Below are 24591 nucleotides of genomic sequence, written 5' to 3'. Positions count from 1 at the left end.
GGGGGCGAGCTCATCGCCGAGCAGGACTGTGGCGCTGCATAGGCTGCACATGATGGGCCGTGCGCGGTGAGGCTGGCAGTTCTCGCAAGTGCCAGCGCATCGACCACGACGCTGGGCTGATCCGGGTGCGACTTGCGGCGTGGCAGCGTCGAAGGTCACCCGGTGTCGCATGATCGGCGTCATGTGCCGCTGATCCGTCGAGCGGTCAGCACCGTGAGGCCGACGAGTGCGAGCGGCGCGACGATGCCGAGGACCGCGAAGGCCGCCGCAGATCCGATGTGGTCGGTCATCCAGCCGAAGTTCATCCCGAAGAACCCGGAGCTGACGGTGAGTGGCAGGAAGATCACCGTCACCAGTGTGAGCCGTTCGCTGATCACTGCGGAATATCGGTCGAGTGTGTCGCCAAGCAATGAGTAGACCTGTGCCGCGGCGGCCGCGCTCGCCTCGAAGATCACTCCGGACTGCCGTAACCGGCGTCGGCCGGCGCGACTCAGGGCATCGGCCAGAGTGTCGTCCACGGTGCACATGACGTGGTGCGCGTTCCATAGCTGCTGGAGCGCGAAGAGGCGGTGCCGCAGCCCGGAGACTGTACGCCGTTGCGCGTCGGCGGCGAGACCGATCGAGCGCTGATCGAGCCGGTTCGCCTCCGCGGAGAGGTCCTGGACGGCGGCGGCGGCCTGGTGGGCCAGCATCGAGAGCACTGCGAGCATCGCTTCCGCCGGCCCGCGGCGTACCCGGGACACCGCCTCGCGCATTACCGGCATGAGCGACTCGGGGCACACCGCCACCAGCCCGCGCCTGCCGACGTGCAGGTGCACCTCCTGGCTGGTGTAGTCCTCAGCCGTAGCGAAAGCGATCACCGAGATCCGTCGACCGGCCGCCTGCGCGACCGGCCGGCGATGCGACGAGGCCAGTGCTTGTTCGGCGGTGGCGGCGTCGGCGCCTACCCAGGTGGCCGCCGTGATCACCTCCCGGAGCGCGGAAGGGGGCACCACCACGCAGACTCCGCCCGCTGGTGCGATCCCGTACCGCTTGACTGTCGTGCCGTCGATAACCTCCACCGCTGTAACCTACGATCTGTCGGCTGCTCGATGGCTGCCTACCGTGTAGCGGAACACGCTGACCCCCGGACGGCTGACTGCCCGTGGCGTCGGTGAGTAGGCCCGCCAAGCGATGTCGACGACCGCGTCGACGGTCCTGTCGTCGAGCGGATGTCCGACGAGGAACCGCTGGTAGAACAGCGGCCCGATGGCGGCCATGGCGAACCTCTTGGCCGTGACGTCGGGACGCAACAGTCCGCGCTCGGTCGCCTCGGTCACCGCCGGGCGAAGCCCGTCGATCATCGGCGAATCTCGAGTTATCAGCCGGACCCGGCCTTTCCTCCAGGTCGAGTCGAACTCGAGAGGAACTGCCATGATCACCTATCTCCTTCCGTTCGTCGGAGTGTTCTCGCTTTCTGTTCCGTTGGTGGGTGCGCGACTGCTTGTACAAGGTTACGAATGACCTCAGTGACCGGTGGCGAGGACCGAGCTGCCGAGCCACCGGCAAGCGACAAGCGCGAGCTCCAGCTCCAGACGCTCGTGGTCCAATGATCTTCCGCGTTCATCGACGGCCCGATCGATCCGGTACTTGACCGTGTTCTTGTGCAGGTGGACACGCTCCGCGGTCGCGGTGTAGCTCCCCTTCTCGGCGAGGAACACCTGCAGCGTCTCACGCAGCCGGGCGGCGTTCTCGGTATCGGCGGCAAGTTCCCCGAGGGCCTTCGCAACCAGCCGTCGGGTGCCGTCGAGGTCGGCGACGAGCATCGCGGCCGCCCGCACCTCGGCATCGACGAACGACGTCATCCGCCTCGCGCGATCCTGAGCAGCCACCGCAACCCGCTGCGCCTGAGTCGCTTCCACATGGGTCACTCGGAAGCCCGCTGCACCAGCCGCCGGCGATCCGGTAGCGACCCTCAGCTCGCCAACCGCGTCGTCATACTCCAGGCGCTCCAGGTCGTGGACCTCGACGGCGCGTCCCAACGGCACCCAGCCCCAGCCGGTCGATCGGTCCCTCGGCACGAACAGCGGTTGCCCGGCGCCGCCTGCCGCCTTGGTGAGCTGTTGCAACAGGCGCTCTAGCCGACGTAGTTCGGCGTCCGCGGGCGATCGCGCCGTGCTCCAGAGCACCACACCGAGATGGTTCTGCCGCAGCCTGTACCCGAGAGCGCTTTCCGCCGCCACGAGGTCGGTCCTGTCGCCCCGCAGCAACTCATCGAGCATCGCCGCCCGCACCGTGTTGCGGTTGGCCAGCCAGCGAACACGTTCCGACTCGTACGCCGTGACGACCTGCTCAGATATCCGGTCGATGTACTGGAAGGTCTGGTCCACCAGCAGCCGTCCGGCGGCGAAGGCGATACGTGGGTCGGGCTCCGTTGCGGCGATCTCGTCGAAGGCCCAGTCCAGGACCTGCTGCTGGCCGAGCCGGTAAGCGCGGACGAGTGCGGTGAGGGAGACTCCTCGTTGAGCCAGTCGACGCGCGTACTCCTCAGCCGCTGACGGAGCGGAGATCTCGTCGATCGCGATCTCGTAGCGCAGGATGTGAGCGATCGTCTCGATATTGCTCTCGATGCTTGCCGCCAGCAACTCGAGCTGCAACGCGTCGCCCTGGAGCTCGGTGATCGACGCGGCCAGCACCTTGTGCAGTGTCTGGGTCAACGCCGGCAGTTCGGCCCCCATCTCGGTGGCCACCTTGGCGACCCGCGCCAAGGCGTCGGCATGCAGCTCGTCAGAGGCCACGGCCCCTCCCCTCTTGTGCTCCGATTGTGCGCCGGGTACGGCCCCATGTCAGCCCGGGAACACGAACCCGGGCCGGAGCTTCGTGTTCCGCGCACAGTGCCGGCCATGCCGTCCGTCCTTACGGTCAGTGGTATTGACCTCGCCCCGTGATCCCACGCTTCCAGACCTGTTCGGAGTAGCCATGACCATGAGAGACCTCGACTATCTTCCCTGGCGTTGGCCGTCGTCGTACGACCATCGCCAGAGCGTCCGCGATGATCGCCACGATCTGACGTACGCCGAGCTCGCAGGCTGGGTCGACGCAGTTGCGACCCAGCTGGCCCTCTACGGAGTCAGCTCTGGATCCGTGGTGGCGATCATGCTGCCGAACCGCGTCGAGTTGCTGGTCGCGATGCTCGGCGCTTGGCGGCTCGGCGCCGCAGTGACCCCTATCAACCCGGTTTTCACCGCGAACGAGGCCGACTACCAGATTGGGGACGCGGACGCGACTGTCGTGGTCAACGTCGGTCCCGACGCGCCGAACGGTGGTCGGCCCAACATCGGCATCGACGACCTGTGGCGCAGGCGGCCAGACCCCGGGGTTCTCCCGGTGGCGATCACCTCGCCGGACGATCTGGCCTTGCTGATCTACACCAGCGGCTCGACCGGACGGCCGAAGGGCGTCATGCTGAGCCATGCCAACCTGAGCGCGATGGCGGCGATGATGACATCGCATCTGCACATCGACCAGCGCGACCACTGTCTGCTGGTGTTGCCGCTGTTCCACGTGAACGCGATCTGCGTCAGCTTCCTGACGCCCATCTCGGTCGGCGGCCGGCTCACCATGCTGCAGCGATTCCAGCCGCTCGAGTTCCTCGCCGCGATCGAGAAGCATCGCCCGACGTACTTCTCCGCCGTCCCGACGATCTACTCACACCTGGTCTCCCAGCCTGCCGACGTGGTCGCCGACACCTCGTCCGTCCGGTTCGCGATCTGTGGTGCCGCGCCGGCTGCCGAGGAGCTGCTCACCGCGACCGAGCAGCGCTTCGGGATCGGCCTGATCGAGGGGTACGGCCTGACCGAGGGCACCTGCGCGTCCACTGCGAATCCACCCGACGGCCCGCGGAAGGTCGGCACGGTCGGCGTCGCGCTGCCCGGTCAGCGGGTCGCGATCATGTCGTCCGACGGCTCGCTGATGCCGACCGGTGAGCGCGGTGAAGTGGTCATTCAGGGCGCCAACGTCATGCAGGGCTATCTGAACCGCCCAGAGGCGACCGCCGAAGCGCTCGGTGACGGGTGGCTGCACACCGGTGACGTCGGCATCCTCGACGACGACGGCTACCTGCGCATCGTCGATCGGACCAAGGACATGATCATCCGCGGTGGCGAGAACATCTATCCGAAAGAGATCGAGACCGTCCTGCACGGCCATCCCGCGGTGCTCGAGGCCGCGGTCGTCGGCGGGCCGCATCCCATGTACGGTGAAGTGCCGGTCGCCTACGTGACGACGTACCCGAAGGCGGAGCTCGACGTCGACGAGCTCTACGTGCTGTGTCGATCGCAGCTGACCAAGATCAAGGTCCCGGTGGCCATCCACGTCGTCGACGCCATCCCCAAGAACGCCGTCGGCAAACCCGACAAGCCCGCCCTGCGGCGAACCCTGCAGCAGATCTGACGTCGACCAAGGGTCATCATGGGATTCACAACAGGCAGCGCGCCGCCGGTCGATCCGGAGAACCTGTACTCCATGCCCTACCTGGAGCGGATCAAGATCTTGTCCCGGTTCTGGGCGGAGCACGGCTTCGGATCACCGCGGATCTTCCACCTCATCTACATCGTCAAACTGGTCTTCCTCTACGTCCTGGGCGGCTACCTGATCGCGTCGCTCACCGCGGGCTTCAACCCTTTACGCCCCAGCGCCTTCTGGACCGAGCCGATCTTCTACCAGAAGTTGATTCCGTGGACGGTCCTGCTCGAGGTGCTCGGCGTCGCCGGATCCTGGAGCCCGTTGGCCGGCCACTTCACGCCGTTCACCGGAGGCTCGCGCACCCACGCCCGGGTGGACACGATTCGTGAACCACCGTGGGCCCGCGTCGTACCGCTCCGCCGCGCTGGCGAGGTTGCGATGACGACAACAGGCCCGGCCGGTGCATGTCCGGGCCGGGAGACCGCCGTACCCGAAGGAGTGCTGTCATGACCACCCAGTCCGAACAAGCCGACCTGCTGGCCGAACCGCTCGACTTCCTGCTCACCACTGCCGCGACCGGACCACTGCGCCGGTTCCTGCCGAACAGCTCGTGGGTGCGGATGGCAACAGGGTTGGCCGCCCGGCCCGGCACCGTCGCCCGGCGCAGCTCGGACCTGGCCGCCGAGTTCGCCCGGGTCATGACCGGGAACTCCGGCCGCGCGCCATCCAAGCGGGACCGCCGGTTCGCGGACCCCGCCTGGAGCCAGAACCCGCTGCTGCGCCGGATCGTGCAGGCCTACCTGGCCCTGCAGGAGACCGTCGGCGTGTTGCCCAACGACGCACAACTCGACTGGCGCGACACCGAGCGGATGACGTTCGTGCTCGACAACCTCATCGGAGCGCTTGCCCCGAGCAACAATGCGCTGATCAGCCCGGTGGCGTGGAAGGCGTTGATCGACACGGCCGGCCTGAGCTCGGTGGCCGGCGTCCGCAACCTGGTGCGGGACCTGTCCACGCGCCCTCGAGTGCCGAGAATGATCGAGCCGACGGCGTTCACCGTCGGCGAGACGGTGGCTGCGACGCCGGGTGCGGTGGTGCACCGGACCGAGGTGTTCGAGCTCATCCAGTACACCCCGCAGTCCGCGAACGTCCGCACCGTGCCGCTGCTGATCGTGCCGCCCGTCATCAACAAGTACTACGTGGTCGACATCGCGCCGGGGCGCAGCCTGGTGGAGTACTTCCTCCAGCAAGGGCAGCAGGTGTTCACCATCTCCTGGTGCAACCCCGACGCCCGCCACCGCGACTGGGGCATGGACACCTACGGTGAGGCCATTCTCGACGCGATGGACGCCGTGCAGCGGATCTGCCGCAGCGAGGCCACGAACCTGTTCGCCACCTGCTCCGGCGGCATCCTCGCCTCGATGGTCATGTCCCACCTGGCCGACCGCGGAGAGCTGGACCGGGTCGCGGGTCTCGCCCTCGCGGTCAGCGTCCTCGACCAGAGTCGCGCCGGGCTGGTCTCCGCCGTCGTCGACGAACGGGTGGCCGCCGCGGCGATCGCAGCCTCAGCGTCCAAGGGATACCTCGACGGCCGAACCCTGGCCGAGGTGTTCGCCTGGCTGCGCCCGGTCGACCTCATCTGGAACTACTGGGTCAACAACTACCTGCAAGGACGGCCGCCGTCGCCGTTCGACGTGTTGTTCTGGAACGCCGACACCACCCGGATGACCGCTGCACTGCACCGCGCCTTCGTCGAGCTCGGGATGTCGAACAGCCTGACCCATCCGGGCACGGTGACGATGCTGGGTACGGCGGTCGACCTTGGCAAGGTGACCACTCCGTCGTACGTGATCGCCGGGATCGCCGACCACATCTGCCCCTGGCAGTCCTGCTACCGCAGTACCCAGCTACTCGGCGGCGAGAGTCGGTTCGTGCTCTCGACCAGCGGCCACATCGCGTCGATGGTCAACCCGCCCGGGAACCCGAAGGCGACCTTCCAGGTGAACACCGGCAACCCGCCGGATCCGGACGAGTGGTTGCTGACGGCCGACACCGTTCAGGGTTCCTGGTGGCCGGACTACATCGCGTGGCTCAACGAGCACGGTGGCAAGCTGAAAGCGGCACCCACCACGCTCGGCGGCGCCGGGATGGACCCCTTGGAGCCCGCACCCGGCAGCTATGTCTTCCAGACCTGACGACTCCATCCGACGCGACGACCTCGAGGAGTCGACGTGCGCACCCAGCACCTGCAAACCCTCAGCGTCGCCGGCCAGCGGATCCGGTACGACGTGCGGCCCGGCGATCGCCGCAAGACACCATTGCTGCTGTGCTGCGGGATCGGCGCGGCGTTCGAGGTGCTCCAACCGGCGGTCGACGCCCTGGATCCCGACCAGGAGGTGATCCGCTTCGACGTGCCGGGGGTCGGCGGGTCGCCTGTCGGGCCCCTGCCCTACACGTTCCCGATGCTGGCCTGGATGGTGGATCGGATGCTCCGTCAGCTGGGGTACGACCAGGTCGACGTACTCGGCCTGTCCTGGGGAGGGGCCCTGGCTCAGCAGCTCGCCGTACAGCACCGGCGTCGCGTTCGGCGACTGGTGCTGGTGAGCACCGCCACCGGGATGCTGATGGTGCCCGGCCGGCCCGCCACCCTGATCAAGATGATCACGCCACGCCGCTTCCGCGACCCGGAGTACGCGGCCGGCGTGGCGGGACTCCTGTACGGCGGCAGCGCCCGAAAGCACGCGACCGACATCCGCCGGATGTTCAAGACCCAGGCACACGCCGGGTCACGGCGCGGATACCTTTTCCAGCTGCTCGCCGGGGCCACCTGGACCAGCCTGCCCTTCCTGGGGCTGATCCAGCAGCCGACACTGGTGTTGAGCGGCGACGACGACCCGATCATCCCGGTCGCGAACGCCCGCATCCTGGCCGGCCTGATCCGACGGGCCGAGTTGCACCTCTACCACGGCGGGCACGTCGAGCTCGTCACCGAGGCACCCACCCTGGTGCCGGTCATCTCCGAGTACCTGTCCCGTTGAGGAAGCCGCCATGACCACCGACCCGATCGACTTCTATGCCCTGGAGACGCTCCTCGACGACCACGACCGGAGTCTGCTGCACGCCGTCCGCGACTTCGGCGACAAGGAGGTGACGCCCATCATCAACGAGCACTGGACCAGGGCCAGCTTCCCGTTCGAGCTGATCCCGGCGCTGCGCGAGCTCCGCATCGCCGGTACGCCATATACCGGCTACGGCTGCCCAGGTCGCAGCTTCCTGACCGACGGCATGATCGCGATGGAGCTGGCGACCGCCGACCCGTCGATCGCCACCTTCATCGGGGTGCATGGCGGACTGGCGATGGGTTCGATCTACCTGTGCGGCTCCGAGGAGCAGAAGCAGCGCTGGTTGCCGCCGATGGCTCGGTTGGAGTCGATCGGCGCCTTTGGCCTCACCGAGCCGGGCGTCGGCTCCGGTGCATCCCGCGGTCTGCAGACGAGGGCCCGCCGGGTCGGGGACGAGTGGGTGCTGGACGGCCAGAAGAAGTGGATCGGCAACGCGACCTTCGCCGATGTGACCGTGATCTGGGCCCGCGACGTCGAGGACGGACAGGTCAAGGGCTTCCTGGTCGCGAAGGACACACCAGGCTTCTCGACCACGAAGCTCGAGGACAAGATGGCGCTGCGCGTCGTCCAGAACGCGCTGATCACTCTCGACGGCGTGAGGGTCCCGGCGGAGAGCAAGCTGGCCGGAGCGAACTCGTTCCGCGACACGGCGAAGGTGCTGCTGATGACGCGCGCCGGGGTCGCATGGATGGCGGTCGGCTGCGCCCGAGGCGCCTACAGGCACGCGCTCGCGTATGCCAAGGAGCGCGAACAGTTCGGCCGACCCATCGCCGGCTTCCAACTGGTCCAGGACCTGCTCGTCCGCATGCTGGCAAACACCACCGCGTCGGCCACACTCTGTGCGCGGCTGTCTCAGTTGCAAGACGCTGGTTCGGCGTACGACGAGCACGCGTCGCTGGCAAAGGCCTTCTGCACTGTGCGGATGCGGGAATCCGTCGGATATGCCCGTGAATTGATGGGCGGCAACGGCATCCTGCTCGAGCACAACGTCGGCCGGTTCGTGGCCGACGCCGAGGCGATCTACTCCTACGAAGGCACTCGCGAGATGAACACGCTCATCGTCGGCCGCTCCATCACTGGCCGCTCGGCGTTCGTCTGACCGATCAGTTCGGCGCGTCGTCTTCCGAGAAGCCGGCGGCCGCGAGCAGGCGGCGGAGGCCGACCACGCCTCGATCTCCATGTCCTTTTGTGAGGGGATGTCGAAGAAGTCGGTCTCGGACCCGACCGTGATCTCGACCTTGCCGTCGTGGCGGCGCTCCACGGTGACGACAGCCTCCAGCAATGACACCACGTCGTGCCACTCGATGCATGGTGCCACGACCGCACCGCTTCCACGCCACGCTTCTCCCCGAGCTGGTAACCCGCGCTGTTCGAGGGCGATGAGTTGCCCTTCATCGCTCCTGTTCGCGGGCGTGTTGAGCAGCGTAGGCCTGATAGTCGGATCTGGCTCGAGTGGCGTGCTGCATGGCAGCTCGTGGGCTGATGCCGAGACGCGTGAAAGGCGTACTTGGCACGAAGCCATCCCGCAGCGACGAGCTGTCGCATCAGATGCAACTCATCGTCCTTTACCGGAGACGCTGCGTATTTGAGTTCGCGCGTATTCGTCCGATCTGGGGTGTCCGCAGGCCGCCCCATTGACCGGCCACCGGCGGCTACTACCAGACGAGCCCATCTAGATGGTTATGGCCGGAAAGCAAGCGAGCGATGCGGCCCTGCGCCGCTTCGCGTATGTCAGGCTGGAGGTGGTGTGCGTACAGCGCGAGCTCCCCGTACATGTCATAGAAGTTCAACCGCTCGCGCAGATGCTCGCGCTCGAACAGCTCCGGATACGCGCCGTGCAGCCATCCGGGGACCTCTGTGAGTGTGGTCTCGTCGAGCCCTTGTTCGTCGGGTGTGGGTGGGTACTCTCGCGCCTTCGCGCACCAGCGCAGGATGGTATCGAGCTCGACATCCGCTGGCTGAGCCAACGCCTCCGCGAAGTCGATAAGACCGGTGACGCGTCCTTGGTCGACGATCACGTTGGATCCATGTAAATCACCATGGACGAGGACGGGTTCGTCGGCGGCGAACAACGCCAGCCGCTCCTGGATCCAATCGGCGATGTCCGCGAGCAGGCGCGAGTCATGACTGGGCAGTCGCCGGGCAGCCTCGACCTGCTGGAGCGTCGCGCTCACTACGGGTGGGTGGAACGCAGGCCACGGCTTGCCGGCGAGCGCGTCGGCCAGCCAGGGCGGCAGCAGGTCGGCCGGGACAGGAACGCGGTGAAGTGCGCGCAACGCAGCGCCGAGGCTTTCGATCATTGCTTGGCGCGTGTGCGAGTCCGCCGCCGGCCATGCGTCGTACAGGGTTCGGCCGGGCAGGCGTTCGGAGATGTACCACGGCCCGTCCGGGCCGTCGCCGTAGGCGAGGTGTCGGGCGTGTGGGACCTCGCTGCCGGCGAGCAGGTTGACGACTGTAGCCTCGTGGCGATACGCGTCGCGGAATTGTCCGTTGTTCAGCCGTACGACGTATTCGTCGCCGACCCACACGCGGCTAACCCAGCCGGCCTTTGGAAGAAAGCGCCCGGTTGCTGGCAGACCAGCGGCCGCCAGCGTCCTCCGCAGCGCCGGATCGGTAGCCCAGGCGAGAGTCTCCACGGAGGGCCGACGCTGCCTGAACCCGCCATCCCTCCAGTCGACGTCGGTCATGAGCGCGAGCCTATTCGTCAGGGGCCTGCGGCGATACGGGTTTCCTAACTAACCCGCCGCCGCCAGAGGCAGGTGACCCGTGCAATACGTCCCTAGCGGCTTCCCGGTGATAACTGCCCATATCGCAGGGAACCGCGCGTCGACCGCCCGAAGCCGGAGGACATCGCGAGTGCCCTGGGTTCTCACGCCGAGGTCGCGTTCGCATCGGCGCCCTCCCCGGCGTGCACCGCGTCCAGTACAGAGATCGTCGCGCGCTGGATCAAGCGAGCCGGCCCGCTCCTCATCCCGCGTCCCTGACGCACACGGCACGCTCGTCCAGCGGCGGCGCGGCCTAGCGGTTCCCTGTTCCGCTTGCATTCGAGCGCACTCGAATCCATAGCGTCAGGGTCATGAACACCACAGGCGAGACCAGGACATGGATCATCACCGGCGCGAGTTCGGGCCTCGGTCTGGCGCTGGCCGAGGCGGCGCTGCGGGCCGGGGAGCGGGTGGTCGGGACGGCGCGGCAAGTCGGCCGGTTCGATGCGCTAAGGGCCCGGTACGGGGAACGGCTGCTGGCGGTCGAACACGACGTGCGGGACACCTCTGCGGCTGCCGAAGTCGTGCAGCGCACGGTGGAAGTGTTCGGGCGGGTCGACGTGCTGGTCAACAACGCCGGCGCCGGGCAGGTTGGGGCTGCCGAGGAGGTGACCGACGGCGAGTTGCGGGACATGCTCGAACAGCACTTGTTCGGGCCCGCGGCCTACGTGCGGGCGGTTCTGCCGCACATGCGGGAGAGCGGCTCGGGTGCGATCGTGCAGATGAGCAGCCAGGGCGGGCGGATGTCGTTCCCTGCGGTCGGCAGTTACTCGGCCGGCAAGTTCGCTCTGGAAGGCTGGTCCGAGGCCCTCGCGGGCGAGGTCGCGCCGTTCGGCATCCGGGTACTGATCGTGGAACCCAGCCGTTTCCGGACCGAGTTCAACGCGACCGGCGTGCTCCGCGCCGCGGAACAGGACACGGCCTACGACGGGGTGATCGGTGCGGTGCGTGCGAACATGGCCGAGGCCGACGGCATTCAGGAAGGCGACCCGAACAGCGCGGCCAGAGCGATCCGCGACGTGCTCGAGGCCGCGGACGCGCCACTGCGGTTGCCGCTCGGGGCCGAAGCGGTCCACAACCTGACCCGCGTCTATCAGCGTGCGCTGGACGACGTCCGGAGGTGGGCCGTCGTCAGTGAGTCGGCGGACTTCCCGGGCATGCCCCCGGCCGTGCGTGCGTTCTGAGCCTCCTACCCTGTCAATCATGGCAACCGACGCGCTGGTCGAACGCATCCTCGCCATTGGCGACGACCCGTCCACGCCCGTGGTCGATGTGCTGCACGGGTTGGTGGACGACTCCACCATCGAGGCCTCGGCGGCGCCGAAGAGTGTCGCCGAGGCCGCCGACCTCGTCGGCCTGTCCGCGCACACGCTCCGCTACTACGAGCAGCAGGGCCTGGTGCGGCCCGCCCGCAACTCCTCCGGGTACCGCGAATACTCCGCGTCCGATTTGCGCCGCCTTGTCTTCCTGATCCGGATGCGCCTGTCCGGCATGACCATGCAGGACCTCAAGCTGTACATCGCGCTCGTCGAGCAAGGCGCGAGCACCATCCCCGAACGGAGGCGGATCATGCTCGATCAGCGCGACCGCATCAGGCGACAACTTCGCGAACTCACCCTCGCGCTGGAGACCACCGAGTACAAGATCAGCGCCTACGACGGCCACCCCGAAGGCTGACGACCACCACCCCGGACGGGCACGAGCAAGGGGCGGCGCCGGCGCGACAAAGCCTTGAATGGCGGTGACGAGACGCACGCTGTGCGGGACGGTCTGCTGATTACCGGGCAGCAGCAGTACTCCGGAGCCGCCGCCGCGCGGCTGGTCATCGAGGCCCTGGGGCAATGACCCGGTCCGCACCGCAGTCCACCCTCTCGACGACCGGCGAAAGGAGATCTCATGCTCGCGAAGTCCCCGATCGACGTGATGCTTACCGCCACTGATCTCGCGGCCGCGAAGAGGTTCTACGGCGACATGATCGGGCTCGAGGTTTTGATCGAGACCGAGGAACTCGTCACGTTCCGGTGCGGCGGGGACAGCCGGCTGGTGCTGACCCGGAGCACCGTGCGGACCGACGAGCAGCAGACGAAGGCGAGCTGGCGGGTCGCCGACGTCGCCGACGAGATCACCGACTTACGTGCTCGCGGCGACAAGGTCGCCGAGTACGACGAGCCCGGTCTCCGGACGATAGATGGCGTCGCCGATGTCGGCTTTGCGCTGGTGGCATGGTTCGTCGACCCAGGCGGAAACACCATCGGGCTGCTCCAGTTCAAGGACCAGGGATTGGCGTGAGCCACCACGACGCGACAGGGCAGGACGGACCAGATCGACACGGACCGGAATCCGCCGGACGAGAAGGCGGCTTCGGCATCTCGGCGGACGGCACCCGCGGTCCGGTCACGACCGTGGTGACCCGCCGGGTGAAGCCGGCCACGAGCAGTTCTACGAACTGTTCCTCGAGGGCATCATCACGGCGGCAACCGGTTCCCGGGCCACCTGGGCGTCGAGGTGTTCCGCCCCGAAAGCGCGTCCGTGGGCGAATACCGCGTCGTCTACCGCTTCGACACCGCCGAGCACCTGCGCGCCTGGCTCGACTCCACTGAGCACGCCGCCTGGCTGGAGCGCGCCGAGCCGCACGTGACCGGCCCGATTCGCCGCCACTACCTGACCGGACTCGAGACCTGGTTCACCGATCCGGCCCGGCCCGGCACCCCACCACCACCCCCATACAAGATGGCACTCGTCACCTGGATCACCATCTTTCCCTTGATCACGCTCGTGGTCGTCATCCTCAATCCGTTGCTCAACGGGCTCCCCCTCGTTCTCAGGCTGGCGATCACGACCGCCGTCACCGTGCCGCTCATGACCTGGGTCGTCATGCCCCGCGTGACTCGACTTCTCCGCGGCTGGCTGTACCCCCTCAGCTGACAGCAAGGCGTTACTCGCCGGGTGGGGCCGACACAGGGTTCCTGCACGGAGTCGCGCCGGCGCTCGAACTGTCCAGTACTCGTTACTGCCGAGCACCTAATCACAAGTGCGAGGCCGCCATACGCGGTGTCGTCTGCAGGCGGAAACCGTCGCATAGCGCCTGTCTCCACTGCCAGATCTGCCTTGAGATGACTGGGTTTCATTGACACAGCCATTGACAGACAGCCCGGTCCTGATCGGGCACCTACGGCGATCCGCACATCGGTCATGCCAGGGAGCAATCGGTGGCGGTCCGACTGAGGTGATGCCGGCGAACTGGCTGGAGCATTCCTCGGCCCTCGGGGCGTTCACCTCGGCGGAGAGAGGGCCGACATTTGGCTGGATCGACGCGACGTGACGACGCACATCGACGCAGCGGTGCCCGCTGAGACTTGACACCACGACTGACCATCTACCGCTGCCGGGCGCCACGCATCCACGGCTGACCCCGCGTCGCGCTGCCCCGGATCGCTGGGTCCGCAGGTCCACTCCCCCGACCACGAGCCGATCGAACGCGACGTAGCTCGCCGGCCTCGTCGCCACCAGATCGCGCGCCTTGGCAGGTGACGTGACCAGCCGGCGCTGGAGGGCATCGAAGCTGAGCCGGCCGTCGACCAGGATCACAGCTCCCCATCGACACCTGGACGAGCAGCTGGTCGGCCGCAGCGGCGATGTCGGGGAAGTGCGCGGTCAGGTCCTTGCCCTGCCGCGAACAGGTGCGCGCGCCCGCCCCGGCGCGGACGATCACCGCGCGGCTAGTGGGCATCTCCGTTAGTTCGTCGGGGGTCATGCCGCTTCGTTGTGGTGGGGTGTGAGACGAGCTTGTCGAGGATTTCGAACACCCGATCGATGTCCAGGCTCAGCGGATCCGTGCTCTCCGTCGCGGTCGCGTACGGCCAGGCGGTGAGCACCAGTACCGCGACCAGCGTGACGCAAGCAGCGGCGGCAACCGTCGCGAGCAGCACTGTCTGCGAGGAGGTCGTCTCGACGTCGGAGGACACGAGGCCTGTCCCACGAGGCCCGCTGAGCCGATCGATGCCGGTGCCACGAGCGCGCGCCAGCCGCATGAGAGCTCCGCGCTTGTCCTGACTATGTCGTGGCCTTCAGCAAAGTCACCGTCACCCGCTGTGGACAATGAAGGGCAAGGAGACGTACAAACGCACCATGGATACCGTGCCAAGCGCCGGTCCGAGCCGACGCACCCTCCTGTCCACCGCACTCGTTGCCGCATCCGCCGGGGCAGCGACACCGCTGATCGGCACCGCTCTGGCCTTGCCCGCCCACGCGGAAGTAAAGCCACCGGCCCTACCTCCCCCGCCGACGGCGCAGCCGCCGGACGCGGAGCTCAAGTCACTGCTCGCGCAGGTCGACCCGGCCAGGCTCGAGGCGACCATCCAGAAGCTGGTGTCGTTCGGGACGCGGCACACGCTCTCCTCGCAGGACGACCCCAACCGTGGCATCGGGGCCGCGCGGGACTGGCTGTTCGACACACTGCAGGGGTACGCCGCCGCCTCGGGCGGTCGGCTCACCGTCGAGAAGCAGTCGTTCGTCCAGCCGGCCGGCCCCCGAATCCCGGCGCCGACCGTCATCACCAATGTCATCGCCACACTGCAGGGCGCCAGCGAGCCGAACCGTACGTACGTCGTGACCGGGCACTATGACTCACGTGTCACAGATGTTCTGAACTTCAGCAGCGACGCGCCGGGGGCCGACGACGACGGATCAGGGGTCGCCGTGGTCCTAGAGCTGGCCCGCATCCTGTCTGCTGCCCGCCAGCCGGAAGCGACGATCGTCTTGGCCGCCGTTGCCGGCGAGGAGCAGGGGCTCTTCGGGTCGGCGTTCATGGCGGCGCAGATGAAGGCCGCCGGCACCGACGTGCAGGGCATGATCAGCAACGACATCGTCGGCAGTAGCACCGCGGACGATGGCACCCGCTACAAACACCTCGTGCGGCTTTTCGCTGAGGGCGTCCCGACCTCGGAGACGGCGTCGCAGACGTCGATCCGCCAGGCCATCGGAGGCGAGAACGACGGGCCGTCGAGACAGCTGGCCAGGTTCATCCGCGAGGTCTCCGACACCAGCGTCACGGGCATGGACGTCCGGACGATTTACCGGCGCGACAGGTTCCTACGTTCGAGCGATCACGTCTCGTTCCTGCAACAGGGCTATCCCGCCGTGCGGCTGACCGAGGAGGCCGAGAACTTCGCGCACGAGCACCAGGATGTCCGCGTCGAGAACGGCGTGCAATTCGGCGACCTGATCCAGTTCTGCGATTTCGACTACATCGCGGGAGTGACACGGGTCAATCTGGCGACGTTCTGGTCCCTGGCCAACGCACCCGGCACGCCCAAGAACGTGCGCATCGACACCACCCAGCTCACAAACGACTCAACGTTGCGCTGGGTTGCTGACAGTGCTGCCGACCTTGCCGGCTACCACGTGGTGTGGCGGGAGAGCACGGCGCCGGAGTGGGAGCGCGCGGTCCCGGTCGGCGACGCCACCGAGGTGACGCTCGACATCTCCAAGGACAACGTGCAGTTCGGGGTGCGTGCCGTCGACACGAAGGGCCATCACAGCCCGGCCGGCTTCCCCACGCCGGGCTAGCAACTTCACCACCAACCGGCCGACGCGGCGACGAGGCATCGCTGGTGGTACCGGCCGCTCGGCCCGGGCCGTCATCGACCGGATCCGCTGCCGGTGCGCGGTTATCCGCGTCAACTGCTCCAGGAGCGGATCGCCGTCATTGGCTGGAGCCATCCGCCTTCGCCGATTCACCAGTTCGCCGGTGGGTCGCTGGCCGGGAAGGAGTCGATGCCCCACACGTCCACGATGTCCGCCCTAGGCATCGGGTTCCGGTCCTGCGGTGGCGGCGACGTCGGCGGCGGGACCACCGTGTTCGTGGGCTCCCCCGCGACGGGGTCCGGTTGTGAGCCTTGGGACTCCTCGCGGTACTGGCACCGCACGCAGAGACTGGCCATCGGGATGGCCTCCAGCCGGTCGGAGGGAACGGTGCGATTGCACCGTTGGCAGATGCCGAAGGAGCCGATGGAAAGCCGGAACAGAGCGGCGTCGATTTCCGCCAGGAAGGTTCTGGCCGCCGTCATCAGCGTTGATGTCACCTGAGCCAAACCAGCACTACTGGCAGTCGCGTTATCGCATGCCAACTGTGTGAGCTGCTCGAGACGAAACCGCCGCTGCTGCTCGAGCTCGACGCGGAATCGCTGCGAGTCAACAATGCGGTGGCCACGCGTTGCGCTGGCAGGAGCGGCCTGGTCCAGATCACTCATCGAGTTCTCCGCATGCAAATCTCGTCAGCGGGGTCGTCCAGGTCGTCCGACACCATCGCCTCCTGTGTGCATGGCGCCCACCATGCCGCCTTGCGCGCGGACCGAGTACGTGTACGCCCGGCCAAGTCACGGCTCGCCCCTTGCCGGTTATCGGCAACCTCGCAGCCACCGCTCCACGCTGCGGACTGCACATCAGATGTCAGGCGTCGCAGCACGTGCGTTGACGTGCTGCGGCATTTCTGCGCCAGTCAGCTCTACCTGGCCGGGATGGACCTGCTCGCGATCCATGAACTGCTCAGCCACGCCCGGATCGCCACGACGACGTGCTCGTGCATGTCCAGCGAACAGGCGTTTAGGACGCCTCGGTGGCCAGCCAGCAGCACGGACTGGTCGTGTCGGCCAGCAAGAGGTCCGGCCTGTGGTCGACCGACACTTTGACTAGCGTCAAGCTCGCCCACCTGGACCGGACGTGATCCGCGCCGGGCTCGGATGCGGCGTCGACGTACTTTCGGTGACGGCGGCGACGAAACTCAACGTCTCAAAGGGGCTCGAACGTCAGCCGGAAGATTTCGGGCGCATCGCCATACCACGGCGCGACCTTCTGGACCGGCCGTAGCAGCCGCTCAGAGGACCAGACCGCCGAATAGCCCAGCCGCTCCGCCTCCCGAGCGACCTGGGCGATGTTCGCCGATGATGCCAACGGCCCGGACGTCGGTAGTGCGATGCCTAGCTCCATGGAGGGCTCCTCAACAAGGGGAATCTGGGTAACGAAGGTCGAATTTCGCCGCCAACCTAAGGCAGCCGCAAGCGCACGGCATCGGCAACGACTACCCATCTGCGCCGGAAGACCAGCCACGCCCTCGATCGCCGAACAGGGAAGGACGTCCAGTTGATCACTCCATTCGCCTCTGGAACCTCTCGATCGCGCGACACCACTGGCGGGACGGCCTCAGCCCGGCTGAGCTGTGGAAGGGGAGGATCCTCGAGCTACGGCGCCACCACGCGGTCTCCGCACAGGCGTTGGCAGTCATTGCCCATGGCAACGCTCCGCCCGGGAGTGCCATCGATCGTGGGCTGCGGCCCGTACGGTCCTTTCCGCCCGAGGACTACTGGGCAAGACAACCAATCAAGCTGCAGTACCTCGCGCTCAGGCCGTCGATGGTCGGTTTCGTCACTACACGCGCCAATTGCCGGCGCAGTGAGGGGTCCGACGGCCCGCTGAGGCTTCGCGGGCCGTCGGGCAGGTTCAGATGGTGGTCTTCACGAACTGGTGGCCGCTGGTGTTCTCGATCAGGACAAGGCCTGATCAGGTGATGAGGGCGAGTGCGTCGCGTAGGTCGGGTGGGAGCGGGTCTGCGGCGGTGAGGATCTGTTACCTGGCGCGCGGATCTGGACGGTGCGGTAGCGGCGTGCGGTGCGGACGAACTTCTTGATCGACCAGCCGGTGCGGTTCTCGATCAGCCGGGAGATCGCGAGCGCTGCGAACACGATGGTCAGGTGCGCCTCGATGGACTCGCGTTTGTGGTGGTAGATCGGCCTGGCTTGCAGGTCGTGCTTGGACATCCGGAACGACTTCTCGATCTCGAAGAGCCGGTGGTAGGCGCCGATCACGAACTCGGGCGAGGGGTTGTCGATGCTGGTGATGTAGGCCTTCAGCCCAGCCAGGCCACGCACCTTGGTCTCGAGTGCACGGTTCACGCTCTTCCTCGCTCCGGCAAGCGGGATGAACCGATTCTGCTTCACCGGGACCTTCCGGCGTCGGCCTGCTCGGCCTTGGTGACCTGTCCGTCGATCCCCCGCAGGGTGCGGCGGGCCCGGTCGGCCTTGTACTGGTAGTAGACGACCTTGTCGCGGCGCCCGTTGGTCTTCTGCTGCTCGGTGGCCGGCCAGGGCTGGGTGAACACGTGCCCGTCAGGGATCGGCTCGTCAGGGTGCTCCTTGTGCCACTTCTTCACCTGGTAAGGGATCTCGGGGATCTTCGCGCCGATGACGAAGGTCAGTCCGGCGTCCTCGATCGCATTCTGGTTGGCTTCGGAGACCATTCCGGCTTCTGCCACGACGGTGATGTCGGCGAGCTGGTGGGTGGCCATGAACGACTTCAGTGTCGAGATCATCGTCTTGGTCTCTGCCTTGTTTCCCTCGAAGTAGAGCGTGCTCACGTCGTACAAGACCAGCGACGCCGGCCCTAGGGCCGCGTGCCGGGCGCACGCCGCCGCCAAGCCCGCTCGCCACGATGGTGTCGCGTAGCCCGGCAGCCGCCGCTTCAGCGTCGCGTACGAGGCCGGCTGGATCCCGACCTCCGCCAGTACCCGCAGACTGTCCTGCTTGCTGGTGGGCTCGATAATCCGCGCCAGCACGAGTTGGCGGAACACCTCATCGCCACCGGCCGCTTCGTCGAACCCGAGCACGTCGTAGGCACGGCACAGCGCATCCCACAGATGCGCCATCCGCGACGCGGTGATCTCCAACGGACCCGCCCCAGCCGCCTCAAGCCCGAGATCGAGCTCCAGCTGATCCTGCGCCAGGCGTTGCCGGGCAGCAGCCTTGAGTGCCTCGAGCTCGGCCTCGTCGTGCGCCGACCCAGATGCTCGATGTCACGCGACCCGCGCCGCGTCGAGTGCACGATCTGCACCGCGGTCGCTCCCGACGCGGTCTTCACCGTGCGCACGTACGCCACGGGCAGCGGCCTATCGGCCGGATTAGTGTGCAAATCCAGGTACCCAAAGCGAAAATCCCAGGTCACCGGCCCGCCACGCCGCCAGACCTCAGAACGTCAGCCAAGTCAGATTAGGGCAGTGATCCGGCCCCGCCGACGGGTCCTTGCCACATCCATGCCGCCGGATCGCTCGCTATTGCTTCACGACGCGCGGCGAGCCGACACTCGCACCATGACGCAGGAAGCTCGGAATCATCGGCGCAGCCCGGCAACTTTCCCATGAGCACGGACGACGTGGCGATCGGGCTCGTCTCGGCTCCGGGTACGGCCACCGAGATCGCGTCGACCCTCGCCGAAGACCTGCAAGGCGAGCTGAGTGTGCATCTGCCCGCCGTCCAGTGGCGGGTGCCAACGGTGGTCGACGCACTCGTGCATCCACCTGCCGACGACGCCGCCCTTGTCGCCGCGGCAAGGGACCGGCTCTTGAAGGAAGACTGGGATCTGGTCGTCTGTCTCACCGATCTGCCGCTGAAGGCTCACCGGCGACCGGTGGTGGCGCACGCGAGCCCACTTCACGGCGTCGGTGTCGTGTGCCTGCCGGCGCTCGGCGCCATCGGACTGCGTCGACGCACCCGTGACACAGTCGTCGGCCTCGTGCGCACCTTGCTCGGGGACACGGACGACCACGCCCTGTCGGGCCCTGTTGCCGGTCTCGGTCGCCGCGCCCGCGAGCTCGGAAGGAGCCAGCAGCCGGAGGGAGACGGCAGCGTCATGTTCACCGCGAGGGTGCTCAGCGGGAACCTGCGACTGCTGTTCGGAATGATCCGGGCCAACCAGCCGTGGAAGCTTGCAATCGGACTGTCGAGAGCGCTGATCGCCGCTCTCGCAACGGGAGTGTTTGCCCTCGTCACCCCCGACATCTGGCAGCTGAGCGACGCGCTCGGTTGGATCAGACTCTCGGCGATCGGGGTGGGGTCTGTCGCAGCGATCACCGTCGCGCTGATCGCCGGAGCTGGTCTGTGGGAACACGCGTCATATCCGGTCGGTCGCAAGCAGGTAACCCTCTTCAACCTGGCCACCACGGCAACGGTGGTGCTGGGTGTGCTCTCCCTCTACGCCGCACTCCTCCTGCTCGCAGTGCTGACCTCACAGGTTCTGGTGCCTTCACAGCTGCTCGAGGAGGGCATCGGGCATGCGGTTCGAGTTGGCGACTACATGAAGCTGGCGTGGCTCACCAGCTCCCTCGCAACGGTGGGCGGAGCCCTCGGGGCGGGTCTGGAGAACGACGAAGCGGTTCGGGCCGCCGCTTACACGTACCGGCGGGATTGGGGTAAGGGCCTGCGGGAGGGGTGAGCAGCACCTGTCAGTGTCGTCCGGCAGTAGCGAGGAAGTCGTGCACCTGGCGTACTGCGATCGCACCTTCACCAACGACAGAGGCCACACGCTTCACCGAGCCGCTGCGCACGTCACCGGCCGCGAAGACGCCGGGACGGCCCGTCTCGAACCGGTCGATCGGATAACAGCCCAGGCCGTCATCAATCGGCCTAGCTGGTAGGGAATTCCTCGAGACAACCAGCACCTGGCCCGCGCTTGAGTAGATGATGCTCCTGAGAAATCTGCTTCTATAGAGAGCGATACCAGATCCGAACCAACAGAGCAGTTGGCGAGCCGCCGCCTGGCGCCTGCGTCGGACAGAACAACCACTACTCGCAGCTGCTTCGCATCCTCAAACATGGCAGGCCGCTCAGGGGTGCTTCAGCCTGAGCTCTGTGGTCCCCCAGAACTTCAGCAGAGCAAGTCCTGATGAGTAGGTCTGGCTTGTCGTGACCAACTGCCTTTACAGATGGGACATCGGCGACGTGCTCGCCCAGAGAGAGGCACCGTCCAGGACCGCACCGAACGTGATTGTTCTCAGTAAGAGCAAATCTGGCAGTTTGCGGGCCTGCGGCCGATCAGGCACGGCGGATCGGCCGAGCGTCGCTGCACTATGTCGGCGAGGAGACGTTCCATTCATCGCAGGCGTACGACGCGTTTGCCAACGCCTCCGCCAGTTCGAGTGACCGGTGGGCGGAGCTGATCACCTCCAGCTCGTACACGCTGTCGATGACGGGGGCTACGTCTTTGTCGTCACCATCTTTGCCAGCGCATTCAGTAGACCCGGGTTCGGTGGGCTTTGTATGAACCGCACTCGCCTCCCCCATGGGTCCGCGAGGCCAGCATGTACGCCGCTGGTCCGAGACCGCCCGGACTCAGGGCGCCCGTCCGACCGCCCGACCGCCCGACCGCCCGACGCGAGGAGGCGACGGTATTCACGCATGTTCTTCGCAACCGGGTCGAAGATCACGTCGAACGTCCCGAGGTCTCGGGGATCGGCAGTGCGGTAGTCAAGGGCCTCCGCCGCGCCCAGCTCGCGGACCCGTTCGAGGTGCTCGGCTCTTGCCAAAGCGGTGGCCCTGCCTCCGAGCGCCCGGGCAATCTGCACTGCCGCGGAACCGGTACCACCAGCGGCTCCACGTACAAGGACTCGCTCCCCCGGCTGGAGGCTGAGGCCATCACGTAGGACACCGAGCGCAGCTTCACCGAGCCTGACGACGCCGCCGCGCCGAGCGAGTCGATCGTCAGCGGGCGCAATGCCAGTTCCCCCGCGCTGACCAGCGCGTACTCCGCGGCTGCGGCCAGTGGGCCACGCCGCAGGCCATTCAGGAAGCCCCACACCCCATCGTCGGCCAGAAATCCCTCGACATCATCGGCCACGCCGACCACCTCACCGGCAAAGTCGAAGCCCAACCGCGGGGGAACTTCCGACCACTCACGATCGACGGCGAGCCGCTGCGCACGGCGACGTCTGCCGCGTTGACGCTGCTGTAGTCGACTTTGATCAGCACGTGGCCGGCGCCGCATGGCGCGGACCGGTACCTCTCGCACCCGCAGTACCTCCGGTCCGCCGTACTGGTCGTATTGCGACGCTCGTATCTTCGTCCCGTGATCGATCGCTCCGCCTTCTGTGGCTCGAGAGCGTTTCCGCTTGTTGAGGTGCCGGGTTACGGAGAGGGCGAGTGGTGGCAAGTAAGCGCGCAGCCCTTGGACCGGCGTGGGCGTACGGCGCTGTGCGCGCCCACAGCCCCGGGCCCGCTGATGGCTTGCGTTGCGCCGAGGCGACGGCCGGGACACCGCTGGGCAAGGAAATCGCTACCTACCTTGACCGGGGCGAGCTCGTCCCAGACCAGCTAGTGACCGATCTGATCCTGCCCGCAGTACTCGCGGCCGCGCAGCGCAACGGCTATATCCTGGAGGGTTTCCCCCGTTCAGTGGGCCAGGCCACCCGTGCCCTGGCCGGACAAGCAGGAACCAGGCCGGACGTGGTGATCTTCCTCGATGCACCCCGCGACGTGCTCATCGAGCGCACCCTGGCTCGAGCGCAAGCGGAAGGCCGAAGCGACGATACCGAGGACATCGTCACCCGGCGGCTCCGCGTCTTCGACGAGGTAACTAGGCCGCTGGTCGACTACTACGGCAGTCAAGGGCTTCTGCACACAGTCGATGCGAGCCAGAACGTCGACGACGTGACGGAAGATATCCTGTCCGCCCTAGCACCGTAGAAAGGCGCCTCAAGCCCAGGTTCACGCGAGCCTTCCGAGGGAGCACCGTAGAGGTGTGGCGTCACAGAGAGGCGAAGCGCGAAATCCTAGCGCCTGAGATCTACTGCTGCGGCACATCCAAGGTGCCCGTTGGTCTATCGCCCGGCGGTCACTGGCCTGGCTCGGATCCGCCCTCGGCGAACTCCCACCATGCCAACGGCAGCCAGTCACTGCCGACGAACGCATCCACACTCGCCCCACGGCCCGTAATCAGGACACTGGTCCCCGGGGGGTACACGACACCTGACAGGCCTGGGACGGAAACGAGCAAGGTCCCGATCCGCCGCGACATCTGCTGCTCCTCACCTGTATGGGGGATGACACTAGCCACATGAGGGATGACTCTCGAGGCTTCCCGGCAGTCTACTTTGTGCAGCGCATGCCGGCTGCGAGCGATCCCGCCGCTCCTACACGCTGCAGGGTCGGACTTTCGCTCGGGACCGGTTCCGGAGCAGACAGCCGCGCGTCGAATCAGAGGTCTGCATCGAGGATGGGAGTTGCCCGACATGAAGGCTGTTGTCTACAAGGCACCGTTCCAGGTAGCGGTCGAAGAGGTGGAGGATCCGCGGATTGAGCACCCGAGTGACGTGATCGTACGGATCACGACGAGCGCGATCTGCGGTTCGGATCTGCACATGTACGAGGGGCGGACCGCGGCCGAGCCCGGCATCGTCTTCGGGCACGAGAATCTGGGCATCGTCGAGCAGGTCGGGTCCGGGGTCACCTCGCTATCGCAGGGCGATCGTGTCGTGATGCCGTTCAACGTCGCCTGCGGCTTCTGCAAGAACTGTGTCGACGGCTATACCGGATACTGCCTGACCGTGAACCCCGGATTCGCCGGCGGAGCATACGGCTACGTGGCCATGGGCCCGTACAAGGGCGGCCAGGCGGAGTACCTGCGTGTCCCCTACGCCGACTTCAACTGCCTGAAGTTGCCCGCGGGCACCGAGCACGAGGCCGACTTCGTACTGCTCGCCGACATCTTCCCGACCGGCTACCACGGTTGCGAGCTGGCCGCGGTCTCCCCGGGCGAGAGCGTCGCCGTCTACGGCGGCGGACCGGTCGGCCTGATGGCCGCCTACTCCGCGCTGCTCCGGGGCGCCTCCATGGTCCTGGTCGTCGACCGGGTACCCGAACGGCTGCAGAAGGCTCAAGATATCGGGGCCATCCCGATCAACTTCCAGCAGGCCGACGCGGCCGAACAGATCAAGCAGCACACGAACGGCGAGGGCACCGACAAGGGGGTCGACGCCGTCGGCTACCAGGCCCAGACCTCCACCGGAGACCGCGAGGAGCCCGCCGTGGTCCTCAACTCGCTCATCCAGTCCGTTCGAGCGACCGGAAGGCTCGGAGTGCCGGGGCTCTACCTACCGGCCGACCCCGGCGCGCCGGACGAAGCCGCAAAGCAAGGGATGCTCCTAATGGCCGTCGGCAAGCTCTTCGAGAAGGGCCTGCGCATCGGCACGGGGCAATGCAACGTGAAACGCTACAACCGGCAACTCCGCGACCTCATCATCACCGGCCGCGCAACGCCGAGCTTCGTCGTCTCCCACGAGCTGCCCCTCGATCAGGCACCCACCGCTTACGAGAAGTTCGACAAACGCGTCGAGGGCTACACGAAAGTGCTTCTGCACCCATAGCGGTAAAGCACAGCGATGCTTCTGACCGCCAACGCCAGCAGCCGGTGCAGGGCACAGCTTCGTATCCGCGCTCGCT

At 66.9% G+C, this 24591-nt stretch carries 21 protein-coding genes and 2 pseudogenes; 13 read left to right on the top strand and 10 right to left on the bottom strand.

Going from position 1 to position 24591, the window contains the following annotated elements; genetic code table 11:
• Positions 1–179: 179 nt before the first annotated feature.
• From ACFPJ1_RS09795 to ACFPJ1_RS09785, 3 genes are all read right to left on the bottom strand, one after another.
• Positions 180–1061 (bottom strand): CorA family divalent cation transporter, encoded by an 882-nt coding sequence (locus ACFPJ1_RS09795; RefSeq protein ID WP_380103142.1) that lies wholly within the window; start codon positions 1059–1061, stop codon positions 180–182.
• Positions 1062–1070: 9 nt separating this feature from the next.
• Entirely contained in the window at positions 1071–1415 is a 345-nt protein-coding gene (locus ACFPJ1_RS09790) for a TetR/AcrR family transcriptional regulator C-terminal ligand-binding domain-containing protein (RefSeq protein WP_380103141.1), read from the bottom strand.
• A 90-nt stretch (positions 1416–1505) separates the two neighbouring features.
• On the bottom strand, positions 1506–2777 hold the full coding sequence (locus ACFPJ1_RS09785; RefSeq protein WP_380103140.1) for a PucR family transcriptional regulator: 1272 nt from the start codon (positions 2775–2777) through the stop codon (positions 1506–1508).
• Between the two features lie 181 nt (positions 2778–2958).
• Between ACFPJ1_RS09785 and ACFPJ1_RS09780 the strand changes: the two genes are divergently transcribed.
• The 5 genes from ACFPJ1_RS09780 to ACFPJ1_RS09760 are packed head-to-tail and all read left to right on the top strand — an operon-like array spanning position 2959 to position 8664.
• Positions 2959–4431 (top strand): class I adenylate-forming enzyme family protein, encoded by a 1473-nt coding sequence (locus tag ACFPJ1_RS09780; RefSeq protein WP_380103139.1) that lies wholly within the window; start codon positions 2959–2961, stop codon positions 4429–4431.
• Between the two features lie 18 nt (positions 4432–4449).
• Entirely contained in the window at positions 4450–4953 is a 504-nt protein-coding gene (locus ACFPJ1_RS09775) for a DUF3556 domain-containing protein (RefSeq protein ID WP_380103138.1), read from the top strand.
• Positions 4950–6638 (top strand): PHA/PHB synthase family protein, encoded by a 1689-nt coding sequence (locus ACFPJ1_RS09770; protein WP_380103137.1) that lies wholly within the window; start codon positions 4950–4952, stop codon positions 6636–6638. The genes ACFPJ1_RS09775 and ACFPJ1_RS09770 overlap by 4 nt, the downstream gene beginning before the upstream one ends.
• Positions 6639–6674: 36 nt before the next feature.
• Positions 6675–7481 (top strand): poly(3-hydroxyalkanoate) depolymerase, encoded by an 807-nt coding sequence (gene phaZ, locus ACFPJ1_RS09765; RefSeq protein ID WP_380103136.1) that lies wholly within the window; start codon positions 6675–6677, stop codon positions 7479–7481.
• Between the two features lie 10 nt (positions 7482–7491).
• Positions 7492–8664, top strand: coding sequence for an acyl-CoA dehydrogenase family protein (locus ACFPJ1_RS09760; protein WP_380103135.1), 1173 nt, complete (start codon positions 7492–7494; stop codon positions 8662–8664).
• A gap of 556 nt (positions 8665–9220) precedes the next feature.
• Here ACFPJ1_RS09760 and ACFPJ1_RS09755 read toward each other — a convergent pair.
• Positions 9221–10252 (bottom strand): phosphotransferase family protein, encoded by a 1032-nt coding sequence (locus ACFPJ1_RS09755; RefSeq protein WP_380103134.1) that lies wholly within the window; start codon positions 10250–10252, stop codon positions 9221–9223.
• A 389-nt stretch (positions 10253–10641) separates the two neighbouring features.
• On the opposite strand from ACFPJ1_RS09755, the gene ACFPJ1_RS09750 reads away from it, so the two are divergent.
• The 4 genes and pseudogenes from ACFPJ1_RS09750 to ACFPJ1_RS09735 form a co-directional block, all read left to right on the top strand.
• The gene (locus tag ACFPJ1_RS09750; RefSeq protein WP_380103133.1) at positions 10642–11514 is read left to right on the top strand and encodes an SDR family NAD(P)-dependent oxidoreductase; all 873 of its coding nucleotides are present in this window, start codon (positions 10642–10644) and stop codon (positions 11512–11514) included.
• A gap of 19 nt (positions 11515–11533) precedes the next feature.
• Positions 11534–12007: a MerR family transcriptional regulator gene (locus tag ACFPJ1_RS09745; protein ID WP_380103131.1), complete on the top strand. Its 474-nt coding sequence runs from the start codon at positions 11534–11536 to the stop codon at positions 12005–12007.
• 219 nt (positions 12008–12226) lie between these two features.
• Positions 12227–12619, top strand: a complete 393-nt coding sequence (locus tag ACFPJ1_RS09740) for a VOC family protein (RefSeq protein WP_380103130.1) — start codon at positions 12227–12229, stop codon at positions 12617–12619.
• Positions 12620–12820: 201 nt separating this feature from the next.
• Positions 12821–13255 (top strand): annotated as a pseudogene (locus ACFPJ1_RS09735) (hypothetical protein); the annotation flags it as partial.
• Positions 13256–14049: 794 nt separating this feature from the next.
• Here ACFPJ1_RS09735 and ACFPJ1_RS09730 read toward each other — a convergent pair.
• Positions 14050–14361 carry a hypothetical protein gene (locus ACFPJ1_RS09730; protein ID WP_380103128.1) on the bottom strand — a complete coding sequence of 104 codons (312 nt, stop codon included), beginning with the start codon at positions 14359–14361 and terminating at the stop codon, positions 14050–14052.
• Positions 14362–14458: 97 nt separating this feature from the next.
• Here ACFPJ1_RS09730 and ACFPJ1_RS09725 point away from each other — a divergent pair, with 97 nt between their 5' ends.
• Positions 14459–15898, top strand: a complete 1440-nt coding sequence (locus tag ACFPJ1_RS09725) for a M28 family metallopeptidase (protein ID WP_380103127.1) — start codon at positions 14459–14461, stop codon at positions 15896–15898.
• Positions 15899–16065: 167 nt separating this feature from the next.
• Here ACFPJ1_RS09725 and ACFPJ1_RS09720 read toward each other — a convergent pair whose 3' ends face one another.
• The 3 genes and pseudogenes from ACFPJ1_RS09720 to ACFPJ1_RS09710 all read right to left on the bottom strand — a co-directional run bounded on the left by ACFPJ1_RS09720 (position 16066) and on the right by ACFPJ1_RS09710 (position 19258).
• A complete protein-coding gene (locus tag ACFPJ1_RS09720; RefSeq protein WP_380103126.1) occupies positions 16066–16581 on the bottom strand; it encodes a TraR/DksA family transcriptional regulator in 516 nt (171 codons plus the stop codon).
• A 538-nt stretch (positions 16582–17119) separates the two neighbouring features.
• Complete coding sequence (locus ACFPJ1_RS09715; protein WP_380103125.1) at positions 17120–17317, bottom strand: hypothetical protein; 198 nt, start codon at positions 17315–17317, stop codon at positions 17120–17122.
• Positions 17318–17887: 570 nt separating this feature from the next.
• Positions 17888–19258 (bottom strand): annotated as a pseudogene (locus tag ACFPJ1_RS09710) (IS1634 family transposase).
• Positions 19259–19516: 258 nt separating this feature from the next.
• Between ACFPJ1_RS09710 and ACFPJ1_RS09705 the strand changes: the two are divergent.
• Complete coding sequence (locus tag ACFPJ1_RS09705; protein ID WP_380103124.1) at positions 19517–20590, top strand: hypothetical protein; 1074 nt, start codon at positions 19517–19519, stop codon at positions 20588–20590.
• 760 nt (positions 20591–21350) lie between these two features.
• Here the strand turns inward: ACFPJ1_RS09705 and ACFPJ1_RS09700 are convergent.
• Together ACFPJ1_RS09700 and ACFPJ1_RS09695 are read right to left on the bottom strand one after the other, a co-directional pair.
• Positions 21351–21680, bottom strand: coding sequence for an MDR/zinc-dependent alcohol dehydrogenase-like family protein (locus tag ACFPJ1_RS09700; protein WP_380103155.1), 330 nt, complete (start codon positions 21678–21680; stop codon positions 21351–21353).
• Positions 21578–21991: a hypothetical protein gene (locus ACFPJ1_RS09695; protein ID WP_380103157.1), complete on the bottom strand. Its 414-nt coding sequence runs from the start codon at positions 21989–21991 to the stop codon at positions 21578–21580. Before ACFPJ1_RS09695 ends, ACFPJ1_RS09700 begins: the two co-directional genes overlap by 103 nt.
• Before the next feature lie 302 nt (positions 21992–22293).
• Between ACFPJ1_RS09695 and ACFPJ1_RS09690 the strand changes: the two genes are divergently transcribed.
• Together ACFPJ1_RS09690 and ACFPJ1_RS09685 are read left to right on the top strand one after the other, a co-directional pair.
• Positions 22294–22836 (top strand): adenylate kinase family protein, encoded by a 543-nt coding sequence (locus ACFPJ1_RS09690; protein WP_380103122.1) that lies wholly within the window; start codon positions 22294–22296, stop codon positions 22834–22836.
• A 545-nt stretch (positions 22837–23381) separates the two neighbouring features.
• Entirely contained in the window at positions 23382–24515 is a 1134-nt protein-coding gene (locus ACFPJ1_RS09685) for a glutathione-independent formaldehyde dehydrogenase (protein WP_380103154.1), read from the top strand.
• Positions 24516–24591: the final 76 nt, after the last annotated feature.

Origin of the sequence: Kribbella qitaiheensis (assembly GCF_042657745.1) — a bacterium.
GTDB classification, from domain to species: Bacteria; Actinomycetota; Actinomycetes; order Propionibacteriales; family Kribbellaceae; genus Kribbella; species Kribbella qitaiheensis.
Note: the sequence above shows the minus strand (reverse complement) of the source record. Positions and strands in the feature narration are given on the sequence as shown.